Source organism: Pseudomonas sp. MYb327 (genome assembly GCF_040438925.1).
Lineage (GTDB): Bacteria > Pseudomonadota > Gammaproteobacteria > Pseudomonadales > Pseudomonadaceae > Aquipseudomonas.
In genome coordinates this window covers 5070721-5094952 of sequence record NZ_CP159258.1, presented here as the reverse complement: position 1 = coordinate 5094952, position 24232 = coordinate 5070721, and the positions used below count along the sequence as shown (strand labels likewise).

General features: G+C 59.1%; 26 protein-coding genes. 12 read left to right on the top strand and 14 right to left on the bottom strand.

Annotated elements, in window-relative coordinates:
* The first annotated feature begins 16 nt into the window (after positions 1–16).
* Both ABVN21_RS23010 and ABVN21_RS23005 read left to right on the top strand, forming a co-directional pair.
* Entirely contained in the window at positions 17–307 is a 291-nt protein-coding gene (locus ABVN21_RS23010) for a DUF2782 domain-containing protein (protein WP_339552403.1), read from the top strand.
* Between the two features lie 57 nt (positions 308–364).
* Entirely contained in the window at positions 365–1318 is a 954-nt protein-coding gene (locus ABVN21_RS23005) for a homoserine kinase (protein WP_339552402.1), read from the top strand.
* A gap of 151 nt (positions 1319–1469) precedes the next feature.
* Here ABVN21_RS23005 and ABVN21_RS23000 read toward each other — a convergent pair whose 3' ends face one another.
* Positions 1470–2390, bottom strand: a complete 921-nt coding sequence (locus tag ABVN21_RS23000; RefSeq protein ID WP_339552401.1) for a zinc ABC transporter substrate-binding protein — start codon at positions 2388–2390, stop codon at positions 1470–1472.
* A 66-nt stretch (positions 2391–2456) separates the two neighbouring features.
* Here ABVN21_RS23000 and ABVN21_RS22995 point away from each other — a divergent pair, with 66 nt between their 5' ends.
* The 4 genes from ABVN21_RS22995 to ABVN21_RS22980 are packed head-to-tail and all read left to right on the top strand — an operon-like array spanning position 2457 to position 5256.
* The gene (locus tag ABVN21_RS22995) at positions 2457–2939 is read left to right on the top strand and encodes a Fur family transcriptional regulator (protein ID WP_339552400.1); all 483 of its coding nucleotides are present in this window, start codon (positions 2457–2459) and stop codon (positions 2937–2939) included.
* Complete coding sequence (gene znuC, locus ABVN21_RS22990; protein ID WP_339552399.1) at positions 2939–3724, top strand: zinc ABC transporter ATP-binding protein ZnuC; 786 nt, start codon at positions 2939–2941, stop codon at positions 3722–3724. Before ABVN21_RS22995 ends, znuC begins: the two co-directional genes overlap by 1 nt.
* A complete protein-coding gene (gene znuB / locus ABVN21_RS22985; protein WP_090327107.1) occupies positions 3717–4505 on the top strand; it encodes a zinc ABC transporter permease subunit ZnuB in 789 nt (262 codons plus the stop codon). The genes znuC and znuB overlap by 8 nt, the downstream gene beginning before the upstream one ends.
* A 37-nt stretch (positions 4506–4542) precedes the next feature.
* Positions 4543–5256 (top strand): PA5502 family lipoprotein, encoded by a 714-nt coding sequence (locus ABVN21_RS22980; RefSeq protein WP_339552398.1) that lies wholly within the window; start codon positions 4543–4545, stop codon positions 5254–5256.
* 87 nt (positions 5257–5343) lie between these two features.
* On the opposite strand, the gene katE is transcribed toward ABVN21_RS22980, so the two are convergent.
* Positions 5344–7482 carry a catalase HPII gene (katE, locus tag ABVN21_RS22975; protein ID WP_339552397.1) on the bottom strand — a complete coding sequence of 713 codons (2139 nt, stop codon included), beginning with the start codon at positions 7480–7482 and terminating at the stop codon, positions 5344–5346.
* 209 nt (positions 7483–7691) lie between these two features.
* On the opposite strand from katE, the gene ABVN21_RS22970 reads away from it, so the two are divergent.
* The 3 genes from ABVN21_RS22970 (at position 7692) to ABVN21_RS22960 (ending at position 10216) form a co-directional block, all read left to right on the top strand.
* The gene (locus ABVN21_RS22970; RefSeq protein WP_339552396.1) at positions 7692–8699 is read left to right on the top strand and encodes a methionine ABC transporter ATP-binding protein; all 1008 of its coding nucleotides are present in this window, start codon (positions 7692–7694) and stop codon (positions 8697–8699) included.
* Entirely contained in the window at positions 8699–9373 is a 675-nt protein-coding gene (locus tag ABVN21_RS22965) for a methionine ABC transporter permease (protein ID WP_034149461.1), read from the top strand. The genes ABVN21_RS22970 and ABVN21_RS22965 overlap by 1 nt, the downstream gene beginning before the upstream one ends.
* Positions 9374–9445: 72 nt before the next feature.
* Positions 9446–10216 carry a MetQ/NlpA family ABC transporter substrate-binding protein gene (locus ABVN21_RS22960; RefSeq protein WP_339552395.1) on the top strand — a complete coding sequence of 257 codons (771 nt, stop codon included), beginning with the start codon at positions 9446–9448 and terminating at the stop codon, positions 10214–10216.
* Positions 10217–10366: 150 nt separating this feature from the next.
* Here the strand turns inward: ABVN21_RS22960 and ABVN21_RS22955 are convergent, their stop codons facing one another.
* The 5 genes from ABVN21_RS22955 to ABVN21_RS22935 are packed head-to-tail and all read right to left on the bottom strand — an operon-like array spanning position 10367 to position 14269.
* Positions 10367–11002, bottom strand: a complete 636-nt coding sequence (locus ABVN21_RS22955; RefSeq protein WP_223506533.1) for an SCO family protein — start codon at positions 11000–11002, stop codon at positions 10367–10369.
* A complete protein-coding gene (cyoE, locus tag ABVN21_RS22950; protein WP_339556774.1) occupies positions 10999–11898 on the bottom strand; it encodes a heme o synthase in 900 nt (299 codons plus the stop codon). Before cyoE ends, ABVN21_RS22955 begins: the two co-directional genes overlap by 4 nt.
* The gene (locus ABVN21_RS22945; RefSeq protein WP_339556775.1) at positions 11886–12959 is read right to left on the bottom strand and encodes a COX15/CtaA family protein; all 1074 of its coding nucleotides are present in this window, start codon (positions 12957–12959) and stop codon (positions 11886–11888) included. The genes cyoE and ABVN21_RS22945 overlap by 13 nt, the downstream gene beginning before the upstream one ends.
* 10 nt (positions 12960–12969) lie before the next feature.
* Complete coding sequence (locus ABVN21_RS22940; RefSeq protein WP_339556776.1) at positions 12970–13563, bottom strand: hypothetical protein; 594 nt, start codon at positions 13561–13563, stop codon at positions 12970–12972.
* Positions 13529–14269, bottom strand: coding sequence for an SURF1 family protein (locus ABVN21_RS22935; protein ID WP_339556777.1), 741 nt, complete (start codon positions 14267–14269; stop codon positions 13529–13531). The genes ABVN21_RS22940 and ABVN21_RS22935 overlap by 35 nt, the downstream gene beginning before the upstream one ends.
* Before the next feature lie 70 nt (positions 14270–14339).
* On the opposite strand from ABVN21_RS22935, the gene ABVN21_RS22930 reads away from it, so the two are divergent.
* Entirely contained in the window at positions 14340–14543 is a 204-nt protein-coding gene (locus ABVN21_RS22930) for a twin transmembrane helix small protein (RefSeq protein ID WP_008064738.1), read from the top strand.
* A 3-nt stretch (positions 14544–14546) separates the two neighbouring features.
* On the opposite strand, the gene ABVN21_RS22925 is transcribed toward ABVN21_RS22930, so the two are convergent.
* The 4 genes from ABVN21_RS22925 to coxB all read right to left on the bottom strand — a co-directional run bounded on the left by ABVN21_RS22925 (position 14547) and on the right by coxB (position 18937).
* Positions 14547–15434 (bottom strand): cytochrome c oxidase subunit 3, encoded by an 888-nt coding sequence (locus tag ABVN21_RS22925; protein ID WP_339556778.1) that lies wholly within the window; start codon positions 15432–15434, stop codon positions 14547–14549.
* Positions 15435–15459: 25 nt separating this feature from the next.
* Positions 15460–16011, bottom strand: a complete 552-nt coding sequence (locus ABVN21_RS22920; RefSeq protein WP_339556779.1) for a cytochrome c oxidase assembly protein — start codon at positions 16009–16011, stop codon at positions 15460–15462.
* 129 nt (positions 16012–16140) lie between these two features.
* Positions 16141–17727: a cytochrome c oxidase subunit I gene (ctaD, locus tag ABVN21_RS22915; RefSeq protein WP_034149470.1), complete on the bottom strand. Its 1587-nt coding sequence runs from the start codon at positions 17725–17727 to the stop codon at positions 16141–16143.
* 82 nt (positions 17728–17809) lie between these two features.
* Positions 17810–18937 carry a cytochrome c oxidase subunit II gene (gene coxB / locus ABVN21_RS22910; RefSeq protein ID WP_339556780.1) on the bottom strand — a complete coding sequence of 376 codons (1128 nt, stop codon included), beginning with the start codon at positions 18935–18937 and terminating at the stop codon, positions 17810–17812.
* Positions 18938–19307: 370 nt separating this feature from the next.
* Here coxB and ABVN21_RS22905 point away from each other — a divergent pair, with 370 nt between their 5' ends.
* Positions 19308–19958: a hypothetical protein gene (locus ABVN21_RS22905; protein WP_339556781.1), complete on the top strand. Its 651-nt coding sequence runs from the start codon at positions 19308–19310 to the stop codon at positions 19956–19958.
* A gap of 101 nt (positions 19959–20059) precedes the next feature.
* Here the strand turns inward: ABVN21_RS22905 and ABVN21_RS22900 are convergent, their stop codons facing one another.
* The 3 genes from ABVN21_RS22900 to ABVN21_RS22890 form a co-directional block, all read right to left on the bottom strand.
* Positions 20060–21586, bottom strand: a complete 1527-nt coding sequence (locus ABVN21_RS22900; protein ID WP_339556782.1) for a SulP family inorganic anion transporter — start codon at positions 21584–21586, stop codon at positions 20060–20062.
* 93 nt (positions 21587–21679) lie between these two features.
* Positions 21680–22411, bottom strand: a complete 732-nt coding sequence (locus ABVN21_RS22895) for a carbonic anhydrase (protein WP_090327154.1) — start codon at positions 22409–22411, stop codon at positions 21680–21682.
* A gap of 243 nt (positions 22412–22654) precedes the next feature.
* Positions 22655–23713, bottom strand: a complete 1059-nt coding sequence (locus ABVN21_RS22890) for a PA0069 family radical SAM protein (protein ID WP_339556783.1) — start codon at positions 23711–23713, stop codon at positions 22655–22657.
* Between the two features lie 196 nt (positions 23714–23909).
* Here ABVN21_RS22890 and ABVN21_RS22885 point away from each other — a divergent pair, with 196 nt between their 5' ends.
* Positions 23910–24194 carry a hypothetical protein gene (locus tag ABVN21_RS22885; RefSeq protein WP_339556784.1) on the top strand — a complete coding sequence of 95 codons (285 nt, stop codon included), beginning with the start codon at positions 23910–23912 and terminating at the stop codon, positions 24192–24194.
* Positions 24195–24232 lie beyond the last annotated feature (38 nt).

Below are 24232 nucleotides of genomic sequence, written 5' to 3'. Positions count from 1 at the left end.
AAGGGACAAGGTTATCATGCGCACACTAAATCGCCTGTTGCTGGCTGGCTTGTTTGCAATCACACCGTTGGCCGTGATGGCGGCGGACGATGCGCCATCACCGGAACCGGATGTAACCATTCGCACGGAAGGCGACAATACGATCAAGGAGTACCGCCAGAATGGCTTCCTGTACGCCATCCAGGTCACTCCCAAGGGCGGCAAACCGTACTTTCTGGTACGTGCGGACGGAACCGATGCAAACTTTATCCGCTCGGATCAGCCGGATATGCTGATTCCGTCGTGGAAGATCTTTGAGTGGAAATAGTTTCTTAATTTCAATCGGCGCTGGCCCTAGAGCGGCGCCCGTACTGGCAGTTTAATCATGTCTGTGTTCACCCCCCTGGCTCGGCCCGAGCTGGAAGCTTTTCTCGCCCCTTATGGCCTCGGCCGCCTGCTTGATTTCCAGGGGATTGCCGCCGGTAGCGAAAACACCAATTTCTTTATCAGCCTGGAGCAGGGCGAATTCGTCCTGACGCTGGTTGAGCGCGGCCCGGTTCAGGAGATGCCGTTCTTCATCGAACTGCTCGATGTGCTGCATGAAGCCGACCTGCCGGTGCCGTACGCCCTGCGCACCACCGACGGCGTGGCCTTGCGCGAACTGGCTGGCAAGCCTGCGCTGTTGCAGCCACGCCTGGCTGGCAAACACATCAAGCAGGCCAACGCGCAACATTGCGCGCAGGTGGGCGATTTGCTGGCACATCTGCACCTGGCCACCCAGGCCGGAAACATGATCAAGCGCAAAACCGATCGCGGTCTGGACTGGATGCTGGAAGAGGGCACGCAGTTTCTGTCGCACTTGAATGACGAACCGCGAGCGCTGCTGCAGCGGGCGCTGGACGAAATCACTCAGCAGAAAGAAAAAATTCTGGCGCTGCCACGGGCAAATATTCACGCCGACCTGTTCCGCGATAACGCGATGTTCGAAGGCACGCACCTGACCGGGTTGATCGATTTCTACAACGCCTGCTCGGGGCCAATGCTCTACGACGTGGCGATTGCCTTGAATGACTGGTGTTCGGACGACGATGGTTTGATCGACGGGCCACGGGCTCGGGCGTTGCTGGGAGCTTATGCGGCACTGCGTCCGTTCACCGCTGCCGAGGCAGAGTTGTGGCCGACCATGCTGCGGGTGGCATGCGTGCGGTTCTGGTTGTCACGCTTGATTGCGGCGGAGTCTTTTGCAGGGCAGGACGTGTTGATTCACGATCCGATGGAGTTTCAGTTGCGCCTGGCGCAGCGGCAGAAGGTCAATACACCGCTGCCTTTCGCGCTCTAAACGCAAAAAATCAGATATGCGTAACTCTGTAGGAGCCGGCTTGCTGGCGATGGCCGTTAGCGATAACGCGTAGGGACACGGATAAACGCAGCGCCCTTGAGTCCATCGCCAGCAAGCCGGCTCCTACAAGGGCTGTAATCTTTTTTGGGGGTTACAACGACTCCAGGCATCCCGCCAAATCATTCCCCAATTTTTCCAATACCTGCTCGTAGCCCTGGGCAGTCGCTGGCGTGTAACCACCCAGCGCATCCAGTTCCGCCAGTTTCACCGGCAGGCCTGCCACCAGGGTTTCCGCCAGGCGTGGGCGCAGCGGTGGTTCGCTGAACACGCAAGTCTTGCCCACTTCCTGCAAACGCGCGCGCATGGCCGCCACGTGTTGGGCGCCGGGTTGCACTTCGGCCGCGACACTGAACACGCCGGCGTGCTTGAGGCCGTAGGCGTCTTCGAAATAGTCGAAGGCTTCGTGGAACACGAAGTAGGGTTTGCCCTCAATTCCAGCCAGACGTTTCTTCAGTCGCAAATCGAGCGCATCCAGACGTTCATCGAAGGCTTTGAGGTTGCTCTGATAGCGCACGGCATTTTCCGGATCGGCCGCACTCAGGTCGGCTGCCATTTTCGTGGCGATGACGCGGGCATTGATCGGTGACAACCACAAATGCGCATCGAGGGTGCCCGGACGGTGATCGTGGTCATGCTCGTCGGCTTCTTCGGCATGGGAATGGTTGTCTTCGGCGAAATGGCGAAGCTTGAGGCCGGGTAGATCCTGCACGGCAACGCTTGGCAGCGTACGACCATTGAGCACGCGCGGCAGGAAACCTTCCATGTCCGGTCCGATCCAGTACAGCAAATCCACCGATTGCACCTTCCGTACGTCGGACGGGCGCAAGGCGTAGTTGTGAGGTGAGGCGCCGGGTGGAAGCAAGACTTCCGGAATCGCCACGCCGTCCTGCACCGCGGCAGCGATCAGCTGCAGGGGCTTGATACTGGTGAGGACCTTGACCTCGGCTTGGGCTGAACCGATCAGCAGAAAACTTGCGAAAAATGCGACAAAGATAGGAAAAAGTCGGGGCACGATGACTACTCGAAGAGGCGAGAACGGGTAACATAATAACGTCTCTCACAAAACTCGTCGCCGCCCATGCCTAAAACACCGATTGCCAGCCGTCCTCACGACCACTCTCATTGCGTCCACAGCGCTTTGTCCGAGGCCGATGCCCTGTGCGCACGCCAAGGGCTGCGTCTGACCGCTTTGCGTCGGCGGGTGCTGGAACTGGTGTGGCAAAGCCACAAACCGTTGGGCGCCTATGACATCCTCGCCGTGCTCAGCGAGCAGGACGGCCGCCGCGCCGCGCCGCCGACCGTGTACCGCGCGCTGGATTTCCTCCTGGACAACGGCCTCGTTCACCGCATTTCCTCGCTCAACGCCTTCATCGGCTGCAATCACCCGGAGCACGCGCATCAGGGGCAATTCCTGATTTGCCGTGACTGCCACGCCGCCATTGAACTCGAACAGAAATCCATCAGCGACGCGATCATCCACAGCGCCAGGGATGTCGGGTTTATCGTCGAAGCCCAGACCGTCGAGGTGATTGGTCTCTGCTCCGGTTGCCAGGGGGCTTGATGAGCAATGCGCTGATCCGTCTCGAGCAGGTTGCCGTCACGTTTGCCGGGCAAAGTGTGCTGGATAACATCGGGTTGAGCGTCGAGCCGGGGCAGATCGTCACCCTGATCGGCCCCAACGGCGCTGGCAAGACCACCCTGGTGCGCGCCGTACTCGGCCTGTTGAAACCGGACAGCGGCACTGTCTGGCGCAAGCCGAAACTGCGCATCGGCTACATGCCGCAAAAACTTCACGTCGATCCGACCCTGCCACTCTCGGTGCTGCGCTTCTTGCGCCTCGTACCCGGGGTCGACCGTGCGATGGCGTTGTCGGCACTCAAGGAAGTCGGCGCCGAGCAGGTGATCGACAGCCCGGTGCAAAGTGTTTCCGGTGGTGAAATGCAACGTGTGTTGCTCGCCCGCGCCTTGCTGCGCGAGCCTGAACTGTTGGTGCTCGACGAGCCTGTGCAAGGCGTCGACGTGGCCGGCCAGGCCGAGCTCTACAGCCTGATCACCCGGCTGCGTGACCGCCATGGTTGCGGAGTATTGATGGTTTCCCACGATTTGCATCTGGTGATGAGCACTACCGACCAGGTGGTGTGCCTGAATCGCCACGTCTGCTGCTCCGGCCACCCTGAGCAGGTCAGCGGCGATCCGGCCTTCGTCGAGTTGTTCGGAAAAAACGCACAGAGCCTGGCGATCTATCACCACCATCACGACCACGCCCACGATCTGCACGGTTCGGTGGTCAAGGCGCCCGCGTCGGGCCATAACCATGTCCACGGAGATAGCTGCAAGCATGGCTGATTTTCTGCTTTACGCCCTGCTTGCAGGTCTGGCTCTGGCGGTGGTCGCGGGACCGCTGGGTTCTTTCGTGGTCTGGCGGCGCATGGCCTATTTCGGCGACACCCTGTCCCACGCGGCGTTGCTGGGTGTGGCGCTGGGCTTCCTGCTGGATGTCAGCCCGACCGTCGCGGTCACTGTAGGCTGCTTGCTCCTGGCGGTGTTGCTGGTGACATTGCAACAGCGCCAGCCGCTGGCGTCTGACACGCTTTTGGGAATTCTCGCACCGAGCACCCTCTCTTTGGGGCTAGTGGTACTAAGCTTCATGCACGAAGTGCGGATCGACCTGATGGCCTATCTGTTCGGCGACCTGCTGGCGATCAGCCCGACTGATCTGGCCTGGATTCTCGGCGGCAGCGCGGCCGTCCTGGCGTTGCTGGTTGCGTTGTGGCGACCGTTGCTGGCCATCACCGTGCACGAAGAACTGGCCCGGGTCGAAGGCCTGCCCGTGGCCGGGTTGCGCATGGCGTTGATGCTGCTGATTGCCGTGGTGATTGCCGTAGCGATGAAAATCGTCGGTGTATTACTGATTACTTCGTTACTGATCATTCCGGCGGCTGCGGCACAACGTCACGCTCGCTCGCCGGAGCAGATGGCACTGGGCGCGAGCCTGTTGGGCATACTCGCCGTATGCGGCGGGCTGGCGCTGTCCTGGTTCAAGGACACCCCGGCTGGTCCATCGATCGTGGTGGCCGCCGCCGCACTGTTTCTGCTGAGTTTTGTTCTGCCCCGTCGAGGGGTGTAGACTTGCTCGTTTTTTGCGCAAATAGAGAGTCGCAGGAATGAAGTTTGCCTCCCGTTATCTGCTCCTTGTCGCATTTTCTTTGCTGCTGGGCGCTTGCCAAAGCACGCCACCGGCGGCCACCGAGGTCCCGGATGCGCGGGCCACGGCCATTGCACAGCTTGAGCAAAGCCTCGCCAGCAGCGAATTGGCCACGGCCGAAGGTCAGCTGGCGGCGTTGCAGGCCGAGTCGCCGAATGATCAATCCCTTGAGCAATACCAGCGTCAACTGGCCGAAGCCTATTTGATGCGCAGCCAGATCGTGTTGCAAAAAGGCGATGTGAATGCCGCCGCCACGGCCCTGGCTCGTGCCCGTGCGCTGATGCCCAAAGCTCCGGCGCTGACCGGTGGAGTCAACGGCTCAATCGCTCAAGCCCGCAAGGCTGAGCTGGAAAAAGCCGAAGCCGCCCTCAAAGCTGCAGAAGCCCAGCCAAAGGCCAAGGTCATTGACCTGACGGCCGAAAGCACCACGGTTGCTTTGAACATCAACGATATGGCCAAGCTGCGTCGACAACTGGATGCCATCGCCGCCGATGTGGTGAATTTTCAATGTGATGTGAGCATTCAAGCGCCGCGTACGGACGACTATCCGTGGTTGGCCAACTTGCTGACCAAGCGGGTGAAGAAGCTTGATCCTGAGTTTGATCTGAAGCTGGAGCGGCAGATTATTCGCAGCGTTCCAGCGCAGATGGTGTTGAGTCGGCGTAAACCTTAAAAAGAAAAGATCGCGGCCTGCGGCAGTTCCTACAGAGTGTGGTAATTACTCTGTAGGAGCTGCCGCAGGCCGCGATCTTTTGCTTTATTAAGCCGGAATCGCTTTAGCCTTCGGCTCCCGATCCCAAACACGATGCTGCCCGATCGCCGCGAAAAACGGCTTGGTCAACTTGCCATTCGTGCCCACGATCAACCCCGCATCAGCCTCCAGCTTCAACACATCCAGCAACTGCTTCGCTTCGCCATGCAGTGCGATCGCTTTCAAGTGTTTGTAGGCCTCAAGCAGGTAGTGCAACGCCACGCCATCGGCGCTCAGCGCCTTGATCGACGCCGCGCCACCGGGTACGAACACCGCGTCGAAGGCAATGGACGGCATGCCCTCCATCGATGCATCTACCGGCAACATTTTGCCGTCAGCAGTGGTGACCGGCGCCGAGGTAGGGCCGAGCAATTTGGCGTGCGCACCTTCGGCTTCCAGCGCTTTTTTCATTGCATCAATCGCTGCACCATCAACGCCATTGGCCGCCAGTATGGCCACTTTCCGGGTTTTGATATCGCCCGGCAGCAAGTTGGCCTGGCTCAGGGCGGGCGAACGCTCCAGAGAAATCTTCGGTACGTCGACGGTTCCGGCTTTTGGTGCGGGCAAGCCGAGGTTCTGCGCCACGCGCTTGGCCAATTCCAAATCAATGTTGGCGAGGATCTCGTTCACTTCACGCGCACGGATGAACTCCCGCTCAACTTTGCCCAGCTCAAAGCTATAGGCGGAAATGATGTGCTCTTGCTCATGCTTGCTCATGCTGTGGAAGAACAGCCGCGCCTGGGAGAAGTGGTCGCTGAACGACTCACTGCGCTGGCGGATCTTGTTGGCGTCAATACGTTCCGGATAACTCTCGAAGCCGCCGTCCTGGGCAGCGGCCGGCGTTTCTTTCGGCCAGCCGCCGTCGATGGAATTCGGTTCGTAGGAGGCGCGGCCCTTATCGATGGTGGTGCGGTGCAACGCATCCCGCTGTCCATTGTGGAACGGCGCCACCGGACGGTTGATCGGAATTTCGTGAAAATTCGGTCCACCGAGTCGGCTGATCTGCGTATCGGTGTAGGAAAACAGCCGGCCTTGCAGCAGCGGATCGTTGGAGAAATCGATCCCCGGCACGATATGCCCCGGGCAAAAGGCGACCTGCTCGGTTTCAGCGAAGAAGTTGTCCGGGTTGCGGTTGAGCGTCATTTTCCCCAGCGGCGTAATGGGAACGAGCTCTTCGGGAATAAGCTTGGTGGGGTCGAGGATGTCGAAGTCGAAGGCGTGTTCGTTTTCCTCCTCGATCACCTGGACGCCCAGTTCCCATTCCGGATAGTCCCCCATCTCGATGGCTTCCCAGAGATCACGACGGTGGTAATCAGTGTCTTTACCCGCCAGTTTCTGCGCTTCGTCCCACACGAGAGAGCAAGTGCCGGCTGTAGGACGCCAGTGGAATTTGACGAAACGCGATTTACCTTCGGCATTGATCAAGCGGAAGGTATGCACGCCAAAGCCTTGCATGCTGCGCAGGCTTTTCGGGATGGCCCGGTCGGACATGGCCCAGATCACCATGTGCGCTGATTCCGGGACCAGAGAGACAAAGTCCCAGAACGTATCGTGGGCCGAGCCGCCGGTAGGAATTTCGTTGTGCGGTTCGGGTTTTACCGCGTGGACGAAATCCGGAAACTTGATGGCGTCCTGGATGAAAAATACCGGCATGTTGTTGCCCACCAAGTCGAAGTTGCCTTCGTCGGTGAAGAACTTCACGGCAAACCCTCGTACATCGCGCACGGTATCGCCTGAACCACGGGGACCTTGCACAGTAGAAAAGCGTACGAATACTGGTGTTTGCTTGCCTGGATCTTGTAGGAAACCTGCTTTGGTCAGTACGGAATGATTCTCGTAGGACTGGAAGAAACCATGGGCACCGGTACCGCGGGCATGGACGATTCGCTCGGGAATGCGTTCATGGTCAAAATGCGTGATCTTTTCACGCATGATGAAATCTTCCAGCAGTGACGGCCCGCGGGCACCTACTTTCAAGGTGTTTTGGTTATCCGCAACCTTCACGCCCTGGTTGGTGCGCAAGGCCTGGCCGGTGGCGTCGGAGCGGAAATTTTCCAGGCTTTCGAGTTTGGTGTTGGTGTTGCTGCGGTCCGGGGTATCGGTCCCGGCCAGTGCGCTCTTGGGGGCGGCAGGCTTTTTCGTGCTCATCAGGCGTAACTCCTCGGGGTATTTTCGAGATGCTTATGTAGTGACTGATGAGGTTTTTAGCCGTTCCTTTTATCTGACCTTTGATCGCGTTATTGCCAAATGACTGGATGAATGCGAAATAAATGCTAAGAACCTCTATACGGACAGGCTAAAATGCGCGCCCGGCTAACCGCTGATCCTTTTCCAACGCGCCCCACAAGGTTCGCTACGTGATCGAGTTTCAAAACGTCCATAAAACCTACCGCGTCGCCGGTAAGGATATCCCCGCCCTGCACCCGACCAGTCTGACGATTGAGAACGGTCAGGTGTTCGGCCTGATCGGCCATTCCGGTGCGGGAAAAAGTACCCTGCTGCGTCTGATCAATCGCCTGGAGAACTCCAGTGGCGGCAAGATCTTCGTCGACGGCGAAGAAGTCACCGCGCTCGATGCCAACGGCCTGCGCCGTTTTCGTCAACAGGTCGGGATGATCTTCCAGCACTTCAACCTGCTGGCGTCCAAGACCGTTGCCGACAACGTCGCGCTGCCGCTGACGCTGGCCGGTGAAATGTCCCGCGCAGAAATCGACCAGCGCGTTGCCGAATTGCTGGCGCGGGTGGGTTTGTCCGACCACGCCAACAAGTATCCGGCGCAACTGTCCGGCGGGCAAAAGCAGCGCGTCGGCATTGCCCGCGCCCTGGCGACCAAGCCGAAAATTCTGCTGTGCGATGAAGCCACCAGCGCCCTCGACCCGCAAACCACGGCGTCGGTCCTGCAATTGCTGGCTGAGATCAATCGTGAGCTGAAGCTGACCATCGTGCTGATCACCCATGAAATGGACGTGATCCGCCGGGTCTGCGACCGGGTCGGGGTGATGGACGCTGGCGTGATCGTCGAGCTCGGTTCGGTGGCCGATGTGTTCCTGCATCCGAAACACCCGACCACCAAGCGCTTCGTACAAGAAGACGAGCAGATCGACGAAGGCGAACAGCGCGATGACTTCGCTCACGTGCCGGGTCGCATCGTACGTCTGACCTTCCAGGGCGAAGCGACCTACGCGCCGCTGCTGGGCACCGTCGCTCGCGAAACGGGTGTGGACTACAGCATCCTGGCCGGTCGTATCGACCGCATCAAAGACATCCCTTACGGCCAACTGACCCTGGCCGTGACCGGCGGTGACATGGAAGCGGCCTTCGCCCGCTTCACCGCAGCCGACGTCCACATGGAGGTGCTGCGATAATGGAAGCCCTGACCACATTCTTCGCCAACATCGACTGGTTCGAGATCTGGCTGGCCACCGGCGACACTTTGCTGATGCTCGGCGGTTCGCTGTTATTCACCGTATTGCTGGGCCTGCCGCTCGGCGTGTTGCTGTTCCTCTGTAGCCCGCGTCAGTTGCTCGAGGCCAAAGGCGTCTACGCGATGCTGTCGCTGGTGGTGAACATCCTGCGTTCGCTGCCGTTCATCATTTTGCTGATCGTGATGATTCCGTTCACTGTCCTGATCACCGGCACGTCCCTCGGTGTCGCGGGCGCGATCCCGCCGCTGGTAGTAGGCGCTACGCCATTCTTCGCACGACTGGTGGAAACCGCGTTGCGTGAAGTGGATCGCGGCATTATTGAAGCGACCCAGTCCATGGGCGCAACGACGCGGCAGATCATCACCAATGCCTTGCTGCCTGAAGCCCGTCCAGGCATCTTCGCGGCGATTACGGTGACAGCCATTACACTGGTTTCCTACACGGCAATGGCCGGTGTAGTCGGCGCGGGCGGTCTGGGTGACCTGGCAATCCGTTTTGGTTACCAGCGTTTCCAGACTGACGTAATGGTGGTCACGGTGGTATTGCTACTGGTGCTGGTGCAGGTTCTGCAAACCGTCGGCGACAAACTGGTTGTCCACTTTTCTCGTAAATGACAAATGAGCCGGCCATTCGCTGGCGGGCGCCAAACGGGCGCCGCAAGCGGGCACCCACAAGGAGTTAGCTGAATGAAAAAACTACTCGTCGCATTCGCTGCTGTTGCAGCCTTTTCCGCCCACGCCGACACCCTGACTGTCGCGGCGACCCCGGTCCCACACGCGGAAATCCTCGAATTCGTGAAACCGACGCTGGCCAAAGAAGGCGTCGACCTGAATGTCAAAGTCTTCACCGACTACATCCAGCCGAACGTGCAGGTTGCCGAGAAACGCCTGGACGCCAACTTCTTCCAGCACCAGCCATACCTTGATGAATTCAACAAGGCCAAGGGCACCAACCTCGTTTCCGTCGCTGGCGTGCACCTGGAACCGCTGGGTGCTTATTCCAGCAAGTACAAGACCCTGGAAGAGCTGCCAAGCACTGCCACCGTGGTGATCCCGAACGACGCCACCAACGGCGGTCGTGCGCTGTTGTTGCTGGCCAAGGCTGGCGTGATCCAGTTGAAGGATGCGAACAACATCCTGTCGACCGTCAAGGACATCACCGTCAACCCGAAGAACCTCAAGTTCCGTGAACTGGAAGCCGCCACTATCCCGCGCGTGCTGACCCAGGTCGACCTGGCGCTGATCAACACCAACTACGCGCTGGAAGCCAAGCTTGATCCGGCCAAGGATGCGCTGGTCATCGAGGGCAGCGACTCGCCTTACGTGAACATCCTGGTTGCCCGCCCGGACGACAAGGACAGTGCCGCGATGCAGAAACTGATTGCTGCGCTGCACAGCCCGGAAGTGAAGGCGTTCATTCTTGAGAAGTACAAAGGCGCGGTCGTGCCGGCGTTCTGATCTGACGCTGTAACAAAAAATGGGGCGCATTGAATGCGCCCCTTTTTTTTGCCTGAAATACGGACCCTGTAGGGGCCCGGCTTGCCGGCGATGGCGTCCTTGAGATCGCCATCGCCGGCAAGCCGGGCTGCTACAGGTTTCGCGGTGTTTTTACTGACGCTTGAGCATCACCGGCAACTGCGCCACCAACTTCACATTGTTCAACGGCGCGCGAATGAATCCTCGCTGGGTGCCGTCCGGTCCGATCACCGCAAGATTGCCGCTGTGGTCGACGGTGTAATTCGGCTTGCTGGTGTCCGCCGGAATGAACGGAATGCTCACGGCATTGGCGACTTTTTGCAGTTCTTCGATAGACGTCGGTGTCAGGCCGATGAACTGCGGATCGAAGTAGCCCAGGTATTGCTTGAGTTGCTTGGGCGTATCGCGATTCGGGTCGACGCTGACCAGCACGATCTGCAACTTGTCCACAGCCTCAGGCGGCAACTCGCTTTTGATCTGGCGCAGTTGGGCGAGGGTGGTCGGGCAGATGTCCGGACAGAAGGTGTAGCCGAAGAACAGCAGGCTCCACTTGCCTTTCAGTTCGTTGATAGCCACAGGCTTGCCGTCCTGATCGGTCATCGTCACGTCCGGCAGGTTGCGGCTTTGTGGCAGCAGGATGATGCCCGCGTCGATCAGAGCCGTCGGATCGCCCTGGCCTTTGCCTGAGAGCACTTTATTGATGGTCAGGCCCAGGACCAGCGCGATCAGGGCGACGAGAATGAAGACGGTTTTCTGGGTTCGGGTCATAGGTTCAACAATAAGTAGTGGTCTACGAGCAGGGCGATGAACAGCAGGAACAAGTAATAAATAGAGTACTTGAACGTGTTGATCGCCGCGTGCGGCCGAGTGCCACGGTACAGCACCACGGCCCATTGCAGAAACCTCGCGCCCAGGCCGATGGCGCAAATCAAGTAGAGCAGGCCACTCATATGGATTACGTACGGCATCAGGCTGACGGCCAGCAACGCGCCGGTATAAAGCAGGATATGGACCTTGGTGTAATGCTCGCCGTGTGTGACCGGCAGCATCGGAATGTCGGCCTTTGCATATTCCTCTTTGCGGTGGATCGCCAGTGCCCAGAAGTGCGGCGGGGTCCAGGCGAAGATGATCAGCACTAGCAGCAATGGTTCGGCGCTGACGTGTCCGGTCGCGGCGGTCCAGCCGAGCAGCGGCGGGGCGGCACCGGCCAGGCCACCGATGACGATGTTCTGTGGCGTCGCGCGTTTGAGAAAACCGGTGTAGACCACCGCGTAACCGAGCAGTGAGGCGAGGGTCAGCCATGCGGTCAGCGGATTGGTGAACGCCAGCAACAAGGCCTGACCAAGCAACGCCAGCACCAGGGCAAAGGTCAGTGCGGCGGCCGGTGACACCCGACCTTCGGCCAGTGGCCGTTTATGGGTGCGGGCCATGACGGCATCGATCCGCCTGTCCACCACATGATTGACCGCTGCCGCGCCACCGGCGCACAGGCCTATCCCCAGGTTGCCGAATACCAGCACGGTCCATGGCACCCCGGCGCGGGTCGCGAGGAACATCCCCACCAGCGAGGTGATGAGCATCAGCACCACCACTTTCGGTTTGGTCAGTTCCAGGTAATCACGCCAGATCGCCTGACTGTGACGTTCGCCGATCAGAATCGCCATGGCATCTCTCCTTTTATTGTTATGGGCCCGGCTGAATGTTTACGCGGGCTGAAGCGCCAGCGTGTCGGCTGCTTGACCCGAACCAGGCTGGTTCGCGCGTGATAATTGACCAGCACCATCGTCAGCAGCAGCGCGGCGCCACCGGCGTTGTGCGCGACGGCCACTGGCAGCGGCAGATGGAACAGCACGTTGCTGATACCCAGGGTGATTTGCGCGGCGAGGGCAATCAGTACCAGGCCCGCCAGGCGCGTCATGCCGACGACTTTCAGTTGCCAGGCCAGACCGAGCAGCACAAGGGTTACCAGCAGTGCGCCAATGCGGTGAGTCAGGTGAATCGCGGTGCGGGCATCGCTGTCCAGTTGTCCGCCGAGGTAATTCGGGCCGATGTGTTGGGTCAGATGAAAACCATTCGCGAAATCGGCAGGCGGCAGCCATTGGCCGTGGCAGGTGGGAAAGTCGATGCAGGCTACGGCGGCGTAGTTGGAGCTGACCCAGCCACCGAGGGCGATTTGTCCGATCACCAGCAACAGCCCGGCAGTCGCCCAATACTGCAAACGCCGTGGAACGGTCAGCGCCGGCAGCACGCCGGACAGGCGCAGGGTGAGCAGAAACAGCAGGCTCAACGTGGCGAATCCGCCGAGTAAGTGCCCGGTAACCACTTGCGGCCATAGCTTGAGCGTCACCGTCCACATGCCGAACGCGGCTTGGCCGAACACCACCCCTAGCAGGAACAACGGCAATTTCACCGGTTGTCCTGGATGCCGACGATGAACCCAGGCCCGCCCGGCCAACACCGAGATCAGCAACCCGAGCGTACCGGCGAAGTAGCGGTGGATCATCTCGTTCCAGCCCTTGTGCGCTTCAACGGGCGTATCCGGAAAATGCAGTTCGGCATGGGCCAGTTGGGCTTCGCTTTTCGGCACGCTGATGAAGCCGTAGCAGCCCGGCCAATCCGGGCAACCGAGGCCGGCGTGGGTCAGGCGAGTGTAGGCGCCGAGCAACACCACAATCAGTGCCAGCAAGGTGGCAAACAGCGCGAGGCGAAATCCAGGTTTGGCCATGACGATGCCCTTATCCGATGTTCGACAGTTTCAGCAGGTGACGCAGGTCGTTGAGCAGGTCCTTGCCCTTGACCGACGGGTCGTAGCGCAGCACCAGGTTGCCGTGGGGGTCGATGATCCACAGCTGCGGCACGGCCTGGTCACCTGTGGCCTTGCTGAAAGTGGTCAGGTCCATGGGATAGCGTTGCAATTGCGGATATTCACGAGTGAGCTTGGCGTCGTAAACAGTGCTCAGAGGTTGTGCCGCCGCCAATGCGTGACTGGCCCGCCCGGCATCGCGACCGAGACCGATCTGGACCTGCCGTGCCAGGTACACCAGTTGCTGGCAGTCCACCGAACAATCCTTGGGCGCCGTCACCAGCAATTGCCAGCGCTGTTCCTCGGCTTGCACCCCAAGGTCGGCGCGGGTCTGGCCGTTGCCGATCAGTTCGCCGTGATAACTGCGGCCTTCCGGCACCCAGAACTGCAATTTGTACATGCCGGTGGCGAGGATCATCGGACCGATCACCCCGAGCAGAATCAACAGCAGCTGCAAACGGCCCTTGCGCCGGTTCGCCGGCGTTTTCGCCTCAGACATGCTGGGTGGATTCATGGCCGCTCCCATGGTGTTTCTCCTTTGCGTTGTGCCAGCCGAGGTAGAGATAAAGACCGAGCAGGGCGATCGACATGGCGAACCACTGCACGGCATAAGCGATGTGTTTTTCCGGGCCCATGGCGACCACAGGCCAATCCGCCTGATAGGTAGCGGCTCCGGTTTCTGCGCGTAATTCGTAGGCGAAGCCTTCGCGGTCGAGGGCGGTCCAAAGCTTGGCCGGTTCGACGGCGGTAATCAGTTGAGGCCAGGCCGTAGTGCTCGGGTCCGCATGCAATTGAAAAGTCGCACCTGGAGACACGTAGACCCAGGCGTCGAGGCTCAAGGCGTTGGTCGGCGTGGTGAATTGCGGGGGAGTGCGACGGTCCGGCCATGGCAGCCAGCCGCGATTGACCAGCAGCCACAACCCGGTGGCTTGATCCTGAAACGGTTGTAGCAACTCGACCCCGACCTTGCCGTCGCGCTGGCGGTTATCCAGCAACAGACTGTGGGCGGCGTCGAACTGGCCGTGCAGGCGTACCCGGCGGAAGGCTGGGTCTGCGGTGTGTTGCAGCTCGGTGCTGGCCATCGGTTCGGCTGCCCGACGCTCGGCGTAGCTTTGCAGCAGCGCGCTTTTTTCCGCGCCCCGACTTAATTGCCAGAACCCGAGTGACACCAGCAACGGCAGCAACAGCGCTACCACCAGCGTCGGCACAATGCCCGGCCGAAAGCGCTTCATGGCGTCGCCAGAAAGTCGGTCATCGCGATAGCTATACTCAAGTGCATCGCTTTTCCCCCGGAGTCTCACCATGCTCAAAGCAGCCATCGTCCTGATGCTGATTGCCACGGTTGTCAGCCTGTTCAGCGGCCTGTTTTTTCTGGTCAAGGACGACAGCAGCTCGAACCGCCTCGTCATTGCCTTGAGTGTCCGTGTCGCTCTGGCCGCCATTACCGTCGGCTTGATTGCCTGGGGTTTTTTCAGCGGCCAGTTGGTGTCACATGCGCCGTGGTAGCGCTCAGAGTACGTAGACGAAAACGAACAGCCCGATCCACACCACATCCACAAAGTGCCAGTACCAACTCGCCGCCTCGAAACCGAACTGGTGCTCGTTGTCGAAGTGCCCGCGCATGATCCGCATCAGCATCACGAACAGGATGATGGTGCCAATGGTCACGTGGGCGCCGTGGAACCCGGTAAGCATGAAGAACGTCGCGCCGTAGATGCCCGAACCAAGGGTCAGGCCCAGTTCGTGATAGGCGTGCATGTACTCTTCAGCCTGAAAGCCGAGGAACGCGCAGCCCAGCAAAACAGTGATCGCCAGCCAGAGTTTCAACGCGCCGCGATGGCCCTTTTTCAGCGCGTGGTGGGCGATGGTCACGGTGACGCTGGAACTCACCAGCAGCACGGTGTTGAGCAGCGGCAGGCCCCAGGGGCTGATGACGTCTTTGGGGGGCGGGAATAGTTTGGAATCCGGGTTGTTCAGCAGTGGCCAGGTGAACTCGAAGCTCGGCCACAGCATATGCGCAATGCCTTTGGCGCCTTCACCGCCAAGTGCCGGGCCGGAGACGTGACGCACATAAAACAGCGCGCCGAAGAAGGCGATGAAGAACATCACCTCCGAGAAGATGAACCAGCTCATGCCCCAGCGGAACGAGCGGTCCATCTGGGCGCTGTACAAGCCGCCGCGACTTTCCTTGATCACCGTGCCGAACCAGCCAAACAGCATGTAGGCCAGCAGCAGGCCACCGACGAAAAAGATCAGCGGGCCGTGGGATTCCGGCCGCGCCGCTTTCAGATCGTTGAACCAGGTGGCCAGGCCGAATACGGTGACGAACATCCCGACCGTGGCGATGATCGGCCATTTGCTCTGGGCCGGGACGTAATAGTGTTCATGAGTTGCCATTTATTGTTCTCCTTATCGGGCACGCTCAACCGCCAGTGTTTACAGCGACCGGTGGATGTCGGGCGGTGATATCGAACAGCGTGTAGGACAGCGTCAGGTGCTTCACATCCTTGGGCATGTCACGGTCAACGATGAAACGTACCGGCATCTCAATCCGTTCACCGGGCTGCAGCACTTGCTGGGTAAAACAGAAACATTCGGTCTTGTGGAAATAAGCCGCCGCCGCGCTCGGTGCGATGCTTGGCACTGCCTGGGCACTCATCGGTTTGTTGGTGGGGTTGTGGGCAATGAAGATCATCTCGTTCACCGCCCCGGGGTTGGCTGTCAGCTCATCGTGCCTGGGATAGAAATCCCAGGACATGTCGGCGGAGTTGGTCGACAGGAACTGCACGCGAACCTGACGTGAGGTATCGACCGTTTGCTCACCCTCGTACTGCCCGGCAGTCTTGCCGTTGATGCCGAACGCCTTGCACATCACGTCGTAGATCGGCACCAGGGCAAACCCGAACACAAACATCGCCACCACCACCAGCAACAGACGAGTGACCAGCTTCTTCATCGAAATTGAATCAGCCATGACCTATGCCCTCTACCGAGAACCCTGTGGGAGCTGGCTTGCCAGCGATGGCTGCATGCCTGACACACCGCGGTGATCCCATCGCTGGCAAGCCAGCTCCCACAGGAATTTCCACAAGGCAGAAAGTGTTCATTTCACTTCCGGCGGCGTGGTGAAGGTGTGATACGGCGCCGGTGACGGAATGCTCCACTCCAGGCCTTCAGCCCCATCCCACGGTTTGGCCGGTGCGGGCGGGCCGCCGCGAATGGTCTTGATCACGATGAACAGGAAGAACAGCTGCGTGGTGCCAAACATGAACGCGCCAATCGACGACACCATGTTGAAGTCGGCGAATTGCAGGTTGTAGTCCGGAATCCGCCGTGGCATCCCCGCCAGCCCCACGAAGTGCATCGGGAAGAAGGCCATGTTCATGCCGATGAACGACAGCCAGAAGTGCAGCTTGCCGAGGGTTTCGTCGTACATGTGGCCGGTCCATTTCGGCAGCCAGTAGTAGGCCGAGGCGAAGATCCCGAAGATCGCGCCCGGCACCAGCACGTAGTGGAAGTGCGCAACCACGAAGTAGGTGTCCTGGTACTGGAAGTCCGCCGGAGCGATGGCCAGCATCAACCCGGAGAAACCGCCGATGGAGAACAGGATCACGAACGCCACGGCGAACAGCATTGGCGTTTCGAAGGTCAGCGAGCCTTGCCACATGGTGCTGGCCCAGTTGAACACCTTCACGCCCGTCGGCACTGCGATCAGCAGCGTGGCGTACATGAAGAACAGCTCACCCACCAGCGGAATGCCGACCACGAACATGTGGTGCGCCCAGACGATGAACGACAGGAACGCGATGCTCGCCGTGGCGTAGACCATCGAGGTGTAGCCGAACAGCGGCTTGCGCGAGAAGGTCGGGATGATCGAGCTGACGGCACCGAAGGCCGGCAGGATCATGATGTACACCTCGGGGTGGCCGAAGAACCAGAACACATGCTGGAACAGCACCGGGTCGCCACCACCAGCAGCACTGAAGAAACTGGTACCGAAGTGGATGTCCATCAGCATCATCGTCACGCACCCGGCCAGTACCGGCATCACCGCGATCAGCAGGAACGCGGTGATCAGCCAGGTCCAGACGAACAGCGGCATTTTCATCAGCGTCATGCCGGGGGCGCGCAAGTTGAGGATGGTCGCGATCACGTTGATCGCACCCATGATCGAACTGATCCCCATCAAGTGGATGGCGAAGATGAAAAAGGTCACGCTTTCCGGCGCGTAGGTCGTCGACAGTGGCGCGTAGAACGTCCAGCCGAAGTTAGGACCGCCGCCGGGGGTGAACAGGGTCGACACCAACAGGATGAACGCCGCCGGCAACAGCCAGAAGCTGAAGTTGTTCATCCGTGGCAGGGCCATGTCCGGCGCGCCGATCATCAGCGGGATCATCCAGTTGGCGAGGCCGACGAAGGCTGGCATCACCGCACCGAACACCATCACCAGACCGTGCATGGTGGTCATCTGATTGAAGAATTCCGGCTGGACGATTTGCAGTCCCGGCTGGAACAGCTCGGCGCGAATCACCATCGCGAACGAGCCGCCGAGCAGGAACATGGAAAACGCGAACCAAAGGTACAGCGTGCCGATGTCCTTGTGGTTAGTGGTCAGCACCCAGCGCATCAGGCCTTTGGCGGGGCCGTGGGCGTGGTCGGCATGACCATGGTCATCGATGACGGCGCTCATGGCCTTTCTCCTGTCAACGAATGGGCTCGGCGGGCCGGGGCATACTGCCCCGGCCGGTTGCTTACGTGCGCAATAGACCGGGTCATTTGCTTTCCGCCTGTTTCAGCTCCAGCACTTCTTTCGGAGTGACCATGTCGCCCTTGTTGTTGCCCCAGGCGTTACGTTCGTAGGTCACGACCGCCGCGATATCGACTTCCGAGAGCTGCTTGCCGAACGCCGCCATCGCGGTGCCAGGCTTGCCGTGGAAGACAATGCTCAGGTGGCCTTCTTTTGGCCCGGTGGCGATTTTGGAGCCCTTGAGTGCCGGGAACATCGGCGGCAAGCCCTGGCCTTCGGACTGGTGACAGGCCACGCACGTGGTGTGATAGATCTTGTCGCCGCGCTCTTTGAGTTCGTCGAGGGTCCATTCCTTGCTGGTGAGCTCCTTGAGCTGCGCGGCTTCCGCCTTGCGCTCACCCAGCCATTTTTCGTAATCGGCCTTTTCCTTGACCTCGACCACGATCGGCATGAAGCCGTGGTCCTTGCCGCACAGCTCGGCGCACTGGCCACGGTAAATGCCGGGCTTTTCGATGCGGGTCCAGGCTTCGTTGACGAACCCCGGGATCGCATCACGCTTGACCGCGAAGGCCGGCACCCACCAGGAGTGGATCACGTCGGCGGACGTCACCAGGAAGCGCACCTTGGCGCCAATCGGCAGCACCAAAGGCTTGTCGACCTCGAGCAAATAGTGCTCGTTCTTGGCTTCCTTGTTGTGGATCTGGTCGGCGGGCGTGGCCAGGTTGCTGAAAAACTCGACGTCCTGGCCCAGGTATTTGTAATGCCACTTCCACTGGTAGCCGGTGACCTGGATATCGATATCCGGCTCACTGGCGTCGTACATCTTGATCAGGGTCGCCGTCGCGGGCACCGCCATGGCCACCAGAATGATGAAGGGCACGATGGTCCACATGATTTCGACGGTGGTGCTTTCATGAAATTTTGCCGCCACCTGCCCGGTCGAGCGGCGGTGCAGGATCATCGACCAGAACATCGCGCCAAAGACGATGATGCCGATCACTACACAGATCCAGAAAATGGTCATGTGCAGGTCAAAAACAGCGTGACTGATTTCAGTCGCTCCAGGCGCCATATTCACAGTCCAGGCCGCTTGCGCCTGGCTGAAAATCGACCACAACAGGAGGCCCATCCAGACATGTGGATGTCGCATCATTGCGGGTTCCCCTTATCGTTCTTGTTATCCCGCCGGCTTTCACCTGCGGCAAGGGAGCGGCTGTTTCAGACTACGAACTTGAATCGCCGGGCCTTGCTGCATATGCAGTCGGGCGTCATCAGCTAACTCCATTCCAACCCGAGTATAGACAGCGACTCTCACCTCGCAATGTGAAGGCGTAAATCAAATGAAACAGCATTAACTTGCATTGCAGGTCACGAATGGAGAAGGATGCAGACGAGTGGTGGCTAATGGATATAACGACGACGTCTCAAGGATGAAATAATTATGACAAAAGCGTCTTAGCAAATTTCGTAAGCCAGCTAAGTTATGTCTTCCCTATTTCATTGCCTTGTTTCCTGGAGTTTTCATGAACACCGCCGCATTGCGCGAGCAGATCCAAAAAGCCCAACAACACGAAGCCGAAACCGGACTGCTGACTCGTCAGCTGGAAAGCAAACTGCCTCATTTACACCCGGCGATCCAATTGCCGGAGAACGACGCCAATGGCGTGCTGACGCGTTTTGTCGCCGCTTATATCGATGAAGTTCCTGATCTGCTGGATGCAGCCAATGAAGTCGCCAGGGAAGCGGGTATCGAGTCACAGATCAAACCGGTGCTGAAAATCGCCGAACAGTACTTCCTCCAGCCGCCCGCCATCATGGCCGGGCACGTCGGGCTCGACAGCCTGCTGGACGAAGCCTATCTGGCGCACCGTTTTGTCGAAGAGGTCAACGACCTGTACATCAAGCATTTCGGCCAGCCACTGATCCCCTTGGACATGACTGTCGCCAACCTGATTGCCCACCAATTGATCGGTGAGGAATTTGCCAACCAACTGGACGAGGCGGTGCATCACGCCATTGACGAGATGCTCGACGAAGACAGCTTTGCACTGGAGTCGGTGGAAGCCTACCGCGAGAAGCTCAGCAGCCCGGACACCGGCGCCGCGTGGAAGCGTTGGCCGTGCATGTCACGCCGTCTGGGCGTAGGCCTGGAGCTGGATCAGCCGGTAGCATAAGCGCAGATTTCTGTGGGAGCTGGCTTGCCGGCGATGAACGATGTGGTTTTCAGGTCAACCGCGTTATCGTTCATCGTCGGCAAGTCGGGCTCCTGCAAGGCTTATCCGATTGAACCCACTCCGGCGGTGGTGCGCATCCGCCCTTCAAGCCGACGTTTCAACCCCCGCGCCTCAATCAACAGCTTCGACCCCTTCGCCGCATTCGCCCGCCCCCATTCCTCCAGCAACTCCAGGCACGCATGATCGATGTAGCTCAGATTATTGAGCGGCACATGCACCGTCGCGCCGGCAGGAATGCTGCCCAGTACCTGTGTCAACGCCGGCACCTTGAGAAAGGTCGCTGCACCCACAAGCCGCAACTCCATTTCGCCGTCCTGTGGCAAGTCGATCAGACTTATCTTCAATCGCGAGGCTTTCCACGCCAGTTTGGCCAGGGTCAGGCCGAAGCCGATCAGCACGCCGGTCAGCAAGTCAGTGAATATGATCGCCAGCGCCGTCGCGGCGTAAGTGAACATCGGCATCCGGCCGTAACGCCCCAACCCCCGAAAGACCTTGAGATCCACCAGTTTGAATCCCGTGTACACCAACACGCCGGCCAGGCTCGCCACCGGAATGCTTTGCAGCACACTCGACAGCAACAGCACGAACGCCAGCAGCCACAACCCGTGGAAAATCGTCGAGTACCGGGTAGTGGCACCGGCCTGCACGTTGGCCGAACTGCGCACGATCACACCGGTCATCGGCAACGCTCCGAGCAATCCGCAGAGCATATTGCCGACCCCTTGGGCTGACAGTTCGCGATCAAAATCTGAACGCTCGCCGCTGTGCATACGGTCAACTGCGGCGGCCGAAAGCAGGGTTTCTGCGCTGGCGATAAAGGCCACTGCGAACGCTGCGATCAGCAATGTGGGGTCAGCCAGGTTCAGCAAGTCCGCCGGTTTCAGCCAGTCAATCGCTTCGGCCAGGTTGGCCGGGACTTCCACTCGGTTAACCTGCAACGCCAGGGCCAGGCTGGCGACAGTGGCGAGCCCGACCCCAAGCAGCGCGCCGGGGACGAAACGCAGGGCATGTGGGCGCAATTTTTCCCACAGCCACATCACGGCGATCGTCCCCAGCCCGAGCAGACCGGCCTGCCAACCTAACGAAGGCAAGGCTTGAGCCACGGCACTCGGGAACGCTGCAAGGTTATCCATCCCCGAAGGTTTCGGCGCGGCGTCGAGCATCACGTGCACCTGGGACAAGATGATCAGCACGCCAATACCAGCGAGCATGCCGTAAACAACGGCTGGCGCCGTCACTCGAAACCAGCAGCCCAGTTTCAACCGGCCGGCCACCAATTGCAGAAAGCCCGCCAGCAGCAGGATCGGCCCGAGCATGACCACACCATGCAGGCGCACCAGTTCGAACACCAGCACCGCGAGTCCCGCCGCAGGGCCGCTGACTTGCAGAGGCGAACCGGCCAACCAGCCCACTACCAAACCACCGATGATCCCGGTGATCAGGCCTTTTGCCGGGGGAAGTCCCGAAGCGATCGCGATGCCCATGCACAAGGGCAGGGCGACCAGAAACACAACCACCGAAGCCAATAACTCCCGTGGCAGAACAGCTTTGAGTTGCGAAGCACGCATAATGATTCTCCCGAAGTTTTCTTCAGGCATGGCAAAGCCAGGCTGCCTGATCGGCAGCCACGGCTAACCCACACGGGGGATTTTTAGGAGTATTTAGAAGCGCGCTTTAGGCGTCGCCACCGGTATTGGCAGACTGCCATTGAGCGGCAGGAAACAACCTTGATCAGCGTCGTAGGCTTTGATTTCGCTGGTTTCGATGTTGTAGACCCAACCATGGATAAACAACTGACCATTGGCCATGCGCGAAGCCACCGATGGGTGAGTGCGCAAATGCTGCAATTGGGCGATCACATTCTCTTCGGTGAGGATGTGCATGCTTTCGCTTTCGTTCGCGCAGTTGCAGTTGTCCTGGACCATGGTTTTCGCCACTTCGGCATGCCGCAGCCAGGCTTTGACCGTGGGCATTTTTTCCAGGCTTTGCGGGTTGAGTACTGCGCGCATCGCGCCACAGTCGGAATGCCCGCAAATGATGATGTGATGCACGCCGAGGGCCAGCACGGCGTACTCGATAGCTGTGGAAACACCACCGTTCATTTGCCCATACGGCGGCACGACGTTGCCAACGTTGCGAGTGACGAACAAGTCGCCGGGGGCGCTTTGAGTGATTAACTCAGGAACGATGCGCGAGTCGGCGCAGGCGATGAACATGGCCCGCGGCCGCTGGGCGGTGGCGAGTTTTTTGAAGAGTTCTTCCTGTTGCGGAAAGATCTCGTGATGAAAATGCAAAAAGCCGTCAACGATATGCTGCAGCGCTGCATCGGCGGTTTCCGCCTCGGGTTGGGCTGAAGCCGACGCAGCCAACGGCTGTTTATCCTTGTCACTCATGATTCATCCTCTTTGGCGGAGTCAGGGGAATTTTCCCGTTTGTCCGGTGTGAAGCCAGTGGCTGGTTAAAAAACATCCAGGTCAATGGTCTCGACCCGTCAGTCACTCGATGAACAAGGTAGCGGCCGAATCTTAATTCAAACTGAATCAATCGCTCTAGAACGTGTGTTCCAGGTCACAAAAAACGTGACCAGCTTAAGTCTTGGGCGCGTTGCCCAATACTCAACCATAGGCCAATTGTCCTCAAATCAACGACATTTGGCGACCCGGCGGACAGAAGGCTTCGCAGTCCAGGTTGAAACCTTCCCGATGGTTGAGCCCCAGCCGCTTGATGGTTTTGGCAAAGCGCTGCGCCAACAGGTCTGCAAAAGGCCCTTCGCCGCGCATCCGGGCGCCAAAGCGACTGTCGTAGAGCTCACCACCACGGCTCTGGCGAATCAGGCTCAGGACATGAGCGGCACGTTGCGGATAGTGGGCAGCCAGCCATTCCTCGAACAACGGTGCCACTTCCAGCGGTAAGCGCAGCATCATGTAGGCAGCGCTCTGCGCCCCGGCTGCATGGGCCTCGGTGAGCAGGCTTTCGAGTTCGCTGTCGTTGATCATTGGAATCATCGGAGAACACAGCACCCCCACCGGTATCCCTGACTCGCGCATTACCCGGATCGCTCGCAGTCGTGCCTTGGGCGCTGCGGCGCGAGGCTCGAGGGTGCGTTTGAGTTCGTCGTCCAGGGTGGTCAGGCTGATCATCACCGCCACCAGATTTTGCTGTGCCAGTTCGGTCAGCAAGTCCAGATCGCGAAGGATCAGCGAGCCTTTGGTGACGATGGTCACGGGATGGCGGTATCGCAGCAGTACTTCGAGGGTTTGTCGGATGATTTTGTATTCGCGTTCGATCGGCTGATAAGGATCGGTGTTGGAACCGAGGTTGATTGGCGCGCATTGATAACCGCGTTTGGACAGCTGTTGTTCCAGCACATCCGTCGCGTTGGTCTTGGCGATCAATCGGGTTTCGAAATCCAGCCCCGGCGACATGTCCCAATAAGCATGGCTGGGTCGTGCATAACAATAAATGCACCCATGCTCGCAACCGCGATAGGGATTGATCGAGCGGTCAAAGGGAAGGTCCGGCGAGTTGTTACGGGTGATGATGGTTTTCGCCGTCTCGATGCGCACCTCGGTGCCTTGGGTCATCGGCACTTCCTGATACCAGCCGTCGTCCTCGGCCACCGAATGATTGGGGGCGAAGCGGTTGTGCGGGTTGGTCGCGGTGCCGCGACCGCGAGGGGGCAAAGTCGTCTGCATGGGATAATCCTGATGCTGTATGCACATACAGTATCGTGAGATCCGTCGACGTGCTACTGCCGTTCGGCACCTTTTTACTTTATATATTGGCGAGGCAATTAAGAGAAACATATAAGAACTGGTTTATATGTTGAAAATGCCGGTATTCTTTTCTCGCAGCAAACCTAAATATAAGTTTAATTAAAAGGATTTTACAATGTCGTATTTTAATCGTCGTGGCATCTTTCTTCAAAAGCTTGGTCCTACCATCGTTGATCCAAATGAAGTATTGGTTTCGATGCAATTCGCTCTGAAAGAACCAGGTGAGGATGGTGACAAGTTGTTGGACTCCAGTATCTACATTGCGTCGTCTTACGATGGTGGTAAGTCTTTCAGTATTAGCAAGGCGAAGGATGTAGATGATGATGGCGATATCGATAATGAAGACAAGGCCAGGATGCTGGCGCTGGCCAAGGCCTATGCGAGTATCGTCAATCCATAATGGCCTTTCCGAATAAACGCAAAAGGGATGGTAGACAG